Source organism: [Clostridium] symbiosum, assembly GCA_036419695.1.
Classification (GTDB): domain Bacteria; phylum Bacillota; class Clostridia; order Lachnospirales; family Lachnospiraceae; genus Otoolea; species Otoolea symbiosa_A.
In genome coordinates this window covers 513,078-524,660 of sequence record CP143946.1, presented here as the reverse complement: position 1 = coordinate 524,660, position 11,583 = coordinate 513,078, and the positions used below count along the sequence as shown (strand labels likewise).

The window sequence follows — 11,583 nt, the reverse complement described above, 5'->3', positions numbered from 1 at the left end:
ACCCGCTCTTTCTTTTCCCTCTTTAAAGCTTGGAATCCTCTGAATCATTTAACGGTGCGGATTCCAGGACTGGCGCCTCACCGCTTCTCTTTTTGTAGCGTTTCACAGCTACAAGTTCCAGACCGAGAATGCCGGCCGCAAGGATGACATCAATCACAATCGCCATTATCTGCCATGGCAGCAATCCGGTCTGTAAATTCTCCGCTTCATAGGCACGGCTGTTTACTACCGTATACATCACATTTTTGCATGCCTGGCGCATTGCCTTCACTCCGGTTGCGCTCTTCGTATCTTTTACATGGTTTGTTTCTGTGTCGTATGCCACCAGCATGGCGTCGGTGCCGTTCCGGATTGCCTGATCCGAACTCATGTAACCGTAAACACCGAAGTAGTCGGTCAGCACAAATCCTTTGAATCCCCATTCGTCCCTGAGTACTGTGTTGCACAGCTCGGAGGAACCGCCTGCCCATCTGGTACCGATATAGTTGAAGGAAGACATGACTGCCTTGGCTCCGCCCTCTTTCACCGCAATCTCAAACGGTTTTAAGTAAATTTCACGGATTGCCTGCTCATTCGTCCACGTACACAGCATGCTGGTACGGTTTGTCTCCTGATCATTTAATGCAAAATGTTTGATATAAGCGTATACACCGTACTGCTCCGCCCCGATGACCGCTTTTGCCGCAATCCTTCCGGACAGCACACCGTCCTCAGAATAATACTCAAAGTTACGTCCTGCAAATGCGGAGCGGTGGATGTTCATAGCCGGTGCATACCAGCCGGAAACTCCCATTTCATCGGCCATCTTTCCGATACTCTGTCCAAATGCCTCCGCAATGTCTTCATTCCAGGTACATGCGATCATAACTGCCGACGGGAAGCCGATGGAGCCGGTTCCTGTAAAGTTATTGTTGATGGAAGCCGGGCCGTCACAGTCGATGGTCTGCACCTTTCCGACGCTGCCCGCTGCCGAGGTCTGGTATCCGCCGAGGGCAATGACCGTATCCATGTCGCCGACCGTCATATTGTCGAGCAGGTCTTCCCACCGCGTATCGTCATAGGATGCGCCGCGCAGGTCGGCCAGTTTGATACTGTTCTTAGCTCCTGTCACCGGCATCTCATCGTCCGCCAGGTTCAGGCTCTCCGTATTATAATTGCTGTTGTTGATGAACAGCGCTTTTTCTTCGTCCTTAAGCGTCAGGCTTGCCGGTGCGGCCGTTGCCGCCTCATAGTTGGCAAATCCGTCCCTGCGTGAAAGGTAAGTCAGATCTCCCGCCGCGTAGTCAAACAGGTTGGTTGCCGTAAGTACATCGGTGGAACGTCCTTCCTCCCCTGTGTAGCGGATGGTTTCATCCACGGTATAAGTCTGTTCTGCCAGGATATTGTGGGAATCGCGGTTGATGCTGATGATATAGTCGCCCGCATCCAGCACATACCCCTTTGCATCCCGGTAATCATAAGACGCCATATCTTCCGCTGTAAATGTGATGGTCAAAGTCTGGGAAGCTCCCGGCTCAAGCAAATCCGTCTTGTCAAATGCAATCAGGTTGGCCGAAGCTTTTTCGATTCCACCGTTCTCATAAGGCGGATTGTAATAGACTTCCACCACATCCTTACCGGCGGTAGTCCCGGTATTAGTCACGGTTACATCAAAGCTTATTCTTCCGTCCTGCTCCGAGATTTCTCCCATTTCCTGTGTAAATTCCGTGTAGGAAAGTCCATATCCAAAGGGGTAAAGAACGGTTTTGTCATAATCGATCAGCCCCTCGGCCGCAGCCGTCTCGTAGAAACGGTATCCTACGTAAATGCCCTCCACATAATCGATAAAGGATGGGGTCGTGATCTCCTCTTTGCCGGTAAAGCCGGTCTGGGTCACCTTGAATTCATCCATATTGTCATAGGTAAAGTTTCCAAAATTATTTGACGTAGGCGTTGTTTCCAAATCAAATACAAAGGTATCGCTGGTTCTGCCGGACGGATTCACCTTTCCGCTCAGAACTGCTCCCAGGCCGTTAAAGCCGGACTGACCGGTTCCCGGACACCATACAACACTTTTAATCTGCTCATACTCGTTAACAAAACCGAGTTCCATGGCGTTTGCGCCATTGTAAACCACAACGACGTTGTCGAAGTTGGAGCAGACCAGATCGATCATATCTTTCTCCGTCTTATCAAGCTGGAGGAAATGTTCTCCCGGCTCAAAATCGTTATAGCTGTCGGAGTTATTTGTATAAGTCACCTGGCTGACATCCAGCGGCAGATCCGCGCCCTCACCGCCGACACGTGTAATTACCACCATTGCCGTATCCGAGAATGCCCTGGCGTTATCCAGCAGCTCTGCACTGTAGGAATCGGCCGTCGGCTCAGGAAGCGTCCAGTCCTGCTCCCACATTCCGACTACGGGACGGTCCGCGCGGTAGGATGTGTAGAAATCGGAAAGTTCGGTATTCAACTTGAAACCGGCGTTCTCCAGGCCCTGAAGAAGACTTACGGTCTCATAGGCATCGGACAGGGATCCGGAACCCGTACCGCCGTAGCAGGGGTTGGTGGATGCCCAGCCAAACACATTTAAATTGCCGCCTGCCAGGGGAAGCGTATTTCCCTCATTTTTCAGCAGTACGATTCCTTCCTCCGCAATCTCCGTACAAAGTTCCGTCGCCTCGTCGGATGTTTCCGTGGATATTGTGCCGTTACCGGTTGCGAGTGAAATCATGCTGGACATAGGTCCCCAGCAGATTAAATTTACGGTTACAACGAGCGCCAAAAGGATTGCGATCCCCGCCTCGGCGCGCACCAGTTTCCTCTTGTGCGCCTGCATCTTGTGCACTGCCACGATTGCAATAACCGCAAGTACCAGCACGACGGCAAAGCCGATAAGATATGGTTTGCAGGTATTTAATACATTTACCACATCTGCCATATTAATTGCTAACATATTCTACCTCCCTGTATCTATGTGTGCACCCGATAAAACCGCGGTGCTTTTGATGGTGTCACTTTACCATAATTTTTAGGGGCTGTGAAAAATTCTGCACAACTTGCAGGAAATGAGGCATGATTGGTAAAGGTGAATTGTTGGTTATGATAAGAATATCCCCCCTCCCATGTATCGGTAAAATGAGATTACAGATACATGGAAAGGGGGGGGCTGGAATGATGGAATGATGGTATAATGAAATAAGTCAATAATTGAATGACGCAGCAATGAGATGGCGCAATAATGGGATGGTGCGATAATGGGATGGTGCAATAATGGGATGGTGCAATAATGGAAATTGTCAAAACTCGTTTTCCTGATTCGCCTTTTCCGGTTCCCCCGCATATATTCTCATAGCCGCCTCTTCCTCAAACTGCCTGGAATACAGTTCATAGTAATATCCCTTTTTATTCAGCAGTTCCAGGTGGCTGCCCCGCTCTATAATCTTTCCATCCTTTACCACCAGGATCAAGTCCGCCTGGCGGATTGTGGAAAGGCGGTGGGCAATCACGAACGAAGTATGTCCCTTCAGCAGATGGTCCGTTGCATCCTGGATCAGCTTTTCCGTCTGTGTATCGATTGAGGAAGTCGCCTCATCCAGAACAAAAATAGCCGGGTTGGCAAGAACTGCCCGCGCAAATGAAATCAACTGCTTCTCACCGGTCGACAGCAGGCCGCCGCTCTCGCCCACATCGCTGTCATACCCCTTTTCCATTTTCGAGACCACCTTATCCGCGGACACACGTTCAGCGGCCTCCTCGATTTCTTCATCCGAGGCATCCAGGCGTCCGTATCTGATATTCTCCCGGACGGTTCCCGAAAACAGATGAGGGTTTTGCAGCACATAGCCAATCTGGCTGTGAAGCCACAACTGCGACCGCTCGCGGTAATCCACACCGTCAATCAGGATTCTTCCCCTGGTCGGCTCAAAAAAGCGGCCCACGAGGTTTACAAGCGTAGACTTCCCTGCACCCGTCTCGCCTACAATCGCGACATTCATACCGGCGGGTACATGAAGGTTAAAATGCTCCAATACATATTCCTTACCGTCCGGATACATAAAGGAAACATCCTCAAACACAATATCTCCTCGGATCCGTTCCCAATTTTCCTTATTGGGTGAAAAAGCATCCCCATACTTCGCAAGCACATCGGGCCGGTCCACCACATTCGGCTTCTGTTCCAGAAGGTCCATCACCCGCTCAATATTCGCCTGACAGGAAATGAGATCGGCCAGCAGTCTGGCAAGCTGCTGGATTGGTTCAAAGATAACGACCGCATAAGAGATAAATACGGACAAGGTCCCAAGTTTTATGAGATTCTCCTGCACCATATATCCGCCCTTTGCCAATACAACCGCGGATGCCACGGAGCTGAAAAATAAAATAGCCGGGATATAGACCGCATTCAGCTTCGCCGAACGGATCGCCGCATGATGCATATCCGATGTTCTTTCAAAAAACCGGTTTTCATTGTCATTTTCTATCACCATGCTCTTTGACGTCTTAACTCCGGTAATGCCTTCATTGTAAGAACTGGTAATCTGGGAATTAATCCGCCTGACCTTCCGGTTCCATTTTAGAATCCGGTTCTGGAAATACATCGTGAGCAAGGCGATGCATGGGACAATCACGGTAATAATCAGCGCCAGGCGGGCATTCAGGATAAACATAATCACAAATACGCTGACCACATAAATCAGGGCCCAGAACATATCCACCAGCCCCCATGCGATCATCCCCGCTATCCTCAGCGTGTCGCTCATGACACGGGCATGGATATAACCCACAGGCGTCGTATTGTAGTAGGAAAATGACAGTGTCTGCAAATGCTGGAACTGCGCTCTTTTTAAATCTTTTCCCACATTCATCTCGATCACCGTCGCCGCACGGACGGACAGGTAGACGCAGGCTGTCTGGCCTATAATGACTGCGATATAAATCAGTGCAAATATCCCAAGGCCATTCATATGGCCGGGTATGATAAACGTATCAATTGCATAGCTCTGAAACAGCGGTACGAGGATATCTACGCCCGCCAGCAGCATGTTGAGCCCCAGCGTAATTGCGAAAAACTTTTTATACGGTTTGAAAAATGGAGACAGCTTCATCCATATCCCGAAGCTGAAGGGACTGTTATATTCCTGTTCTTCGTACGCAGCCATCTTTTATTCCTCCATTTTCTCTCTGTCATCCCGGCTCATCTGGATTTCATAAATCCTGCGGTAGATTCCATTTTTCCGTATCAGTTCCCCATGGGTTCCGCACTCTTCTATTTTCCCCTGATTTAACACCATTATCTCGTCTGCTCCCATCAGTGAGGTTACCCGATGGGAGATCAGGATTACCGTTGCCTCCCTCATATGCTCTTTCAGCGCATGACGGATGTTATAATCCGTCTGGGAATCGACGGCCGATAAGGAATCGTCGAAAACCATAATCGGCGCTTTCTGCAGCAGCATTCTTGCAATGGCAATCCTCTGTTTCTGCCCGCCCGACAGAGTGACTCCCCGCTCTCCGACAAGTGTCTCATACCCGTCCGGAAAGTTCATGATAGCGTCGTCGATACACGCAATCTGCGCCGCATACCGGATCTCTTCCATCGATGCATCCGGAACGGAAGCCGCAATATTTTCCCGAATTGTCCTGGAATATAAAAACGGTTCCTGCAACACCATCCCGATATTTCTCCTGAGCGCCTCAATCGGAATATCCTGAATCGCTCTGCCGCCTATACAGATACTTCCCTTATTTCCGTCCAGCTCATACAGCCTTGAAAGAAGCTGGATAACCGTGGATTTTCCGCTTCCCGTTCCGCCTAAAATACCAAATGTCCGGCCCTCCGGGATCGTGAAGGAAACGTCCCGAAGCACCTCTTTTCCTTCCTCATAGCCAAAGGAAACATGGCGGAAGGAAATATCATATTTTCCGGTAGATTCTGTATTCTTCCTCCGGGATGCATCACATGATTTTCCTTTTTCGGATTCCTCCCCTTTTCCATATTCCTCTTCCTCGGAACGAATGATATAGTCTACTCGTTCAAAAGAAACGCCGGCTTTACTCATATCCGACAGGATACGGCCGAGGCCGCGGATCGGCCACACGAGCGTAGAATTATAAGCAGCAAACGCGATAAATTCCCCTACAGATATGGAGCCGTTTACCGCTTCCATGACTCCGAAAATAATAACCGCAACCACCTGCAGTCCCGTTATCAGATCGCCAATCCCCCAGTACAGGCCGGATAAAGTCCCCAGGCGGATCCACAGTTTTGCAAAAGCATTATTCTTCTCATCAAACCGCTCCATTTCAAACTGTTCACGGCCAAATGCACGTACCACCCGGACTCCTGTTGCATTTTCCTGCACCACAGTGGAAAGTTCTCCCTCTGCTTCATCCGCGGTGGTGAACCTTTTTGCTATCAGCCTATAAAATACCGTCGAATACACGATTACGACGGGTACAAACAGCAAAACGATGCAGGACAGCTTCACGTTCATGGAAAACATCATAACAAAAGAAATAACCACAAGAAATGCCGTACGAAACACCTCCAGAAGCTGTGTCACGACAAAACCGCGGATTACCTCCACATCGGAAGTACACCGCTGAATAATATCTCCTGTCTGATGCCTGTCGTGCCACTTCATCGGAAGTTTCTGGACATGGATAAATAATGTATCCCTTAAATTTTTCGCAAAATTCTCACCTGCTTTTGCCGTATTGGTACGGCTTATATAGGTAAAAATTCCCGAGGCTACCGCAACGGCCACTATCATCAAAGCCAGCACCCAGAGTTTATCCGACAGATAACTACCGCCGTTTCCGCTCAGCACCTCATCTACACTGAAACGGAAAATCTGCGGTGTCAGCGCATTTAATACGGTCGATATCAGCGACGCGGCTACCGCCACTGCAAAGTAGCCTTTTGAACCTTGAAGAAATCTAAATATTAAATCGATTTTTCTATTTTTTGATTTCATGATTTTTTCCTTGTTTTTATTTTGGTATTTTGGTCTATTATTACGAATCGGAGGGCAGATGTGATGTTAAATGCTGTTCTGCAAATTGCTGTTTTGATAACTGCCGTCTTGTTATCCGCTGTCTTGTTATCCGCTGTCTTGTTATCCGCTGTCTTGTTAAATACTTCCTCGCTGACTTTTGTCTGCCTTTTTTATTTTATCATTTTTAAAGAAGATTACAACTGAATGGCGAAGATATCTTTATAATAATCGTGTTACACGTTATTGTTCATATCGCATTGCGCTGTGAACAATAACACGTTTCGCGAAATAGCTCCCGAGTGAACAGTAACTGTTACACATTCAGCCGTTTATTCCATTTCTAATACAAATTCAAAACTTTATTATTTATCAGCATTATTTCCGCTGCATCTATGATAGTTGTCCGGTCCGCAAATAATGGGCCGGCTCTGAAATATTATGTGAACTTTATTATGATCAGATTCATTCCACATTCTTATTTATAGTAAATGAAAAAGCAGATATTCCTCACTCCCAGCCGGAATGTGCAATATCTGCCTTCTTTTTATTTATCCTGAATTTCTTACGCTAAACTCCTGCAGCCGTTATAATTTCATATCCGATTCATGAATATGGGGCTTCATCCACTTTGCGAATAAGGGCGGCGACGGAATATAACACACGTATTTCTGCTATATGTATAATAACCGGTATACGCCGGGTATAATGTCCACCTTTGCAATCATTATGCCTTGATTTCATAGCTTCCGTTATCAGATTTCTGAAATAACGGTAGCTTCTGCAGAAAGATAATGTCATCCCTCTTTGCCGCGTTTCCCTCTGCGAGAACCGCTGCTTTTTTAATGACAATTCCCTCTGCACTTTCAACCAGCGCTTCCAGTGCATAGAGAGACTCTCCGGTAGAAATCACGTCGTCAACAATACACACTCTTTTTCCCCGGATCCTCTCCGCATCATGACCATCCAGATACAGATGCTGCTCCCCTGAGGTAGTGATGGAATGCACGGAAACCGATACCACTCCGCTCATATAAGATTTAATGCTTTTTCTTGCAACGATAAACTCTTTTTTCCCGAGGATTCTGCTGATTTCATAGGCCAGGGCAATTCCCTTGGCTTCCGCCGTCACAATCACATCCACGTCCCCGATCTTCTTAACAAGCTCCGGTGCACAGGCCATAATCAATTCCGTATCTCCCATAATCACGAAGCTGGCGAAGGCCAGATCGTCCTCCAAATCGATAAAAGGCAGCTCCCGTTTAACACCAAAAAGATTCAATTCATAGGTTTTCATAAATGATTTCCTCCCTATACAGTCCAAGAATTACAGTCTAAAAATCACAGTCTAAGAATTACAGGCCAAGAATTCTGGCTGCAATTCCGGCAAGCATACCAAGAAATGGATTGGAGATTGCCGTAACAACGAGTGCACTTCCTCCTACCGCCGGATTAACCGCTAAAGCCGCCGGTGCATCAAGGATAAATGTCTTAAACAGGCCAAGCACAAGCAGAAATCCTGCAATAGACGAAGCCGGAACATAATTTCCAATCTTAGGAAGCAGTCCGCTTAACAGAATTGCGCCTACCACCATCATCATCGCCACACCTGCCCATACCGGGTGGGGTGCATTCGCGGTAGCGGAGATAATCGACTCAACCGGTGCACCGCCGAAGAAAGAGGAACCGATATCAGCAAGGGAAGAGATTAAAGTTAAATGATCCACATTAAAGGTGTCTGTTCCTGCCATACTGGCAGTGATTGCTCCGAAAGAAATATTGGAACCAATATTTAAGCAGACCATGCCGAGAGCGCCAAAAATAACCGTTCCGTTTATTGTAAATTTCTGACGCGTAAATTTGTCATCGGCAACAACAATATTTTTCTTTTCTTTATTAAATATGGCCGACGCTATACTGGAGACGGTGACCGAGATAACAATTGTGTAAACCAGTGTATTTGCACTGGTTCTGGTCAAAAGATAGGTAATCACCGCAGCGGCCAGAGAAACACCTCCGGCCAGACGATCCTCCTTAACCATGTTGACAGCCGCTTTTGTTAAAATCAGTCCTACTCCGGCCATCATTCCATTTGCAATATCCGTTCCGATAAACTCCACAATCCTGGTCAGCATTCCGCATGCTCCGACTACGGCAAGGATAACCGCTCCGATAAAAATCATGGTACACCGCTCCGAACGGTTTCTTCCGCTGGTACCTGCGTACGTTATCGTTTCCGCCTGAAATGAAATCGGCGCCACATTTCCAGTAATTACGTTTCCCGCTGCTCCGATAAAAAAAGCCATCGCCGTCGGAACGGCTGCAAATCCAAAAGAAAGCGCCAGAAGTCCCTGAGGCAGCGCGTTCAAAACAACACCAAATACGGCAAGTAAATCTGTCAGTAATGCATTCATTGTAATCTTTAGTCCCCCTTATTTTTATTAATTAGCATTACTTATAAAATATACATCTTTTATAAGTATACTTTTTTAAAAACAATTTGCATTGTAGCATATATTTTAATATAATAAAACTATCATTTTTACATAGTTATTATAATAATTTCATTATAATAAAAAGGGAGTTTTTACCATGACTTTAGAATCTTACCGGAATTTTATCGCAATTGTGGAATGCGGAAGTATTTTAGCTGCATCAAATAAATTATTGATTGCCCAGCCTTCTCTCAGCAATCAGCTCAAAAATATAGAAGCTTATTATGGAGCAAAGCTGTTAATCCGAAACCGGCACAAGCTGGAATTGACCGATGCCGGGCGTGTATTTTATCTGCGGGCAAGGGAAATCTGCCAGGCTGAAGAAAAACTTCACAACGAAATTCACAATAAAAAAACAGCTTTTTCCGAACTGTTAAAGCTGTCGATCCCAGCAGGGAACTCAGCCTATTTTCTTCACCATCTGTTCGATGATTTCCGGGCCGAATATCCCAATGTCAATTTTGATTTTTATGAAATTCCCAGCGATTTCGCGATTCCCAATGTCCTGAACCATGTGACGGAAATCGGGCTCATACGCTCCAACCTCCCCGGCTATGCTTCTCTGGCCGTATACCCCTATGAGAAAGAGACAATCGTGGCAATCTGCAGGCCGGAGCATCCTCTGATGCAGAAAGGTGATATGCTTGATATTTCCCAACTGGCAGATTATCCGCTGGCAGTTCCCTTTGACTGTCTGGATCTCGTCCGCTCTTCCTTTGGGCATTGCCTGCTGGCACCGAATATTTCAATTATCACTTCTTCCAATGCAACCGCAATCGAATGGGCCCGCTCCTTCGGCACAGTTGCCCTGGCCTCCCTGACAGCGGCCGATTTTCAGCATATTCATGACCTGTCGGTGAAACATTTTTCGGATGAAAATCTTTTTATTACCAGTGCTTTTATTGTTAATAAGGAATATCCGCTGTCGCAGGCGGCACGGAATTTTTTTGGGTTTCATGGGGTTGATGTTGAGTGAAGGGTGGGATAAGGAGCAATGAAGCTTTGTTATCTGCTCTGGAAAATTAAATTAACAGTAATGTAATTATTATTAGAAAATGGAGGAGTTTTTAGATTCACTTACTTTGAGTCTGTAAATCTCTATAGCCGGCCAGTAATTAAAGTTACTGGCTTTCATTTTGTTTATACTGCATAGTATTGATATTTTGATGCAGATAGAGAGTATTGCGTAGGGGAGAGGAAGATTTTGATTTTAATTCATGTTCCCGCTAAGGGAATGACTGATAGCATCCCGCTCCATTTTTACATTTCGCATATTTCAATCTATGTTCCCGCGAAGGGAACGACAATAGTCTTGCAACATGTTCTACGATCTGCTGTATTTCAATCCACGTTCCCCGCGAAGGGAACGACCAAGACCGACGTTGAAATAGGTCTCATCGCCAGACATTTCAATCCACGTTCCCCGCGAAGGGAACGACTTCTTTCTGGTAAAACGAGTCACTTAGATGCGCCGATTTCAATCCACGTTCCCCGCGAAGGGAACGACGGCGATTGACTACGCTAAGATCCAACAGATGCTTATTTCAATCCACGTTCCCCGCGAAGGGAACGACCATGTGATCGCCTCCTACGTTTATAAATCATGTATTTCAATCCACGTTCCCCGCGAAGGGAACGACAGCAAATATATCCAATATTATATCACAACACAGCCACATTTTTGTATTATTAGAATATTTCCTGCATAATACCACTCAAGAATCTAACCAAACATCTACTCTCTCTCCCCTTTTTGTGCACTTTTTCCGGTGCGAATCCCCCTGGATTTTCATGTGTGCTTCACATTCGCACTACAAAATCAGAGTGTCATCCGCCGCAATTCCTTTATCAACCCCTATATGCTCCACCTTCGTCTTATACTTATTGCCCAGATAATAGAACCTCAGGCTGTCGACCTCTTCATCTATAATCTCTGTCAAAATCGACTTCAGCAGCACACACTGCGCATTGTCCAAGATACACTCAAACACTGAATTTTGAACTCGGCGACCGTAGTTCACACATTGCTTGGCAACCTTTCTGAGTCTCGTTTTTCCTCCGGCTGTCTCCGTATTCACGTCATATGTAATCAATACCAGCAAATTCTCTCC

7 protein-coding genes and 1 CRISPR repeat array are annotated in these 11,583 nt (G+C 46.6%); of the genes, 1 reads left to right on the top strand and 6 read right to left on the bottom strand.

The features are described from left to right. Nucleotides 1–22: 22 nt before the first annotated feature. The 5 genes from V3C10_02445 to V3C10_02425 all read right to left on the bottom strand — a co-directional run bounded on the left by V3C10_02445 (nucleotide 23) and on the right by V3C10_02425 (nucleotide 9,391). On the bottom strand, nucleotides 23–2,935 hold the full coding sequence (locus tag V3C10_02445; GenBank protein ID WVP62696.1) for a glycoside hydrolase family 3 N-terminal domain-containing protein: 2,913 nt from the start codon (nucleotides 2,933–2,935) through the stop codon (nucleotides 23–25). Between the two features lie 343 nt (nucleotides 2,936–3,278). After that, on the bottom strand, nucleotides 3,279–5,141 hold the full coding sequence (locus tag V3C10_02440; protein ID WVP62695.1) for an ABC transporter ATP-binding protein: 1,863 nt from the start codon (nucleotides 5,139–5,141) through the stop codon (nucleotides 3,279–3,281). Nucleotides 5,142–5,144: 3 nt separating this feature from the next. Next, the gene (locus tag V3C10_02435) at nucleotides 5,145–6,959 is read right to left on the bottom strand and encodes an ABC transporter ATP-binding protein (protein WVP62694.1); all 1,815 of its coding nucleotides are present in this window, start codon (nucleotides 6,957–6,959) and stop codon (nucleotides 5,145–5,147) included. A 745-nt stretch (nucleotides 6,960–7,704) separates the two neighbouring features. After that, complete coding sequence (locus tag V3C10_02430) at nucleotides 7,705–8,274, bottom strand: phosphoribosyltransferase family protein (GenBank protein ID WVP62693.1); 570 nt, start codon at nucleotides 8,272–8,274, stop codon at nucleotides 7,705–7,707. A gap of 58 nt (nucleotides 8,275–8,332) precedes the next feature. Then, the gene (locus V3C10_02425) at nucleotides 8,333–9,391 is read right to left on the bottom strand and encodes an NCS2 family permease (GenBank protein WVP62692.1); all 1,059 of its coding nucleotides are present in this window, start codon (nucleotides 9,389–9,391) and stop codon (nucleotides 8,333–8,335) included. A gap of 178 nt (nucleotides 9,392–9,569) precedes the next feature. On the opposite strand from V3C10_02425, the gene V3C10_02420 reads away from it, so the two are divergent. After that, nucleotides 9,570–10,448, top strand: a complete 879-nt coding sequence (locus V3C10_02420) for a LysR family transcriptional regulator (GenBank protein ID WVP62691.1) — start codon at nucleotides 9,570–9,572, stop codon at nucleotides 10,446–10,448. A 232-nt stretch (nucleotides 10,449–10,680) separates the two neighbouring features. Further along, a CRISPR array of direct repeats spans nucleotides 10,681–11,112; the repeat unit is 33 nt; unit sequence ATTTCAATCCACGTTCCCCGCGAAGGGAACGAC. Nucleotides 11,113–11,283: 171 nt separating this feature from the next. Here V3C10_02420 and cas2 read toward each other — a convergent pair. Beyond that, nucleotides 11,284–11,574, bottom strand: a complete 291-nt coding sequence (gene cas2, locus V3C10_02415; GenBank protein WVP62690.1) for a CRISPR-associated endonuclease Cas2 — start codon at nucleotides 11,572–11,574, stop codon at nucleotides 11,284–11,286. Nucleotides 11,575–11,583: the final 9 nt, after the last annotated feature.

Excerpts from the sequence above, each read along its gene's own strand:
- V3C10_02430 (WVP62693.1), bottom strand. The coding sequence starts at position 8,274 with ATGAAAACCTATGAATTGAATCTTTTTGGTGTTAAACGGGAGCTGCCT.
- V3C10_02435 (WVP62694.1), bottom strand. The coding sequence starts at position 6,959 with ATGAAATCAAAAAATAGAAAAATCGATTTAATATTTAGATTTCTTCAA.
- V3C10_02420 (WVP62691.1), top strand. The coding sequence starts at position 9,570 with ATGACTTTAGAATCTTACCGGAATTTTATCGCAATTGTGGAATGCGGA.
- V3C10_02440 (WVP62695.1), bottom strand. The coding sequence starts at position 5,141 with ATGGCTGCGTACGAAGAACAGGAATATAACAGTCCCTTCAGCTTCGGG.
- V3C10_02425 (WVP62692.1), bottom strand. The coding sequence starts at position 9,391 with ATGAATGCATTACTGACAGATTTACTTGCCGTATTTGGTGTTGTTTTG.
- V3C10_02445 (WVP62696.1), bottom strand. The coding sequence starts at position 2,935 with ATGTTAGCAATTAATATGGCAGATGTGGTAAATGTATTAAATACCTGC.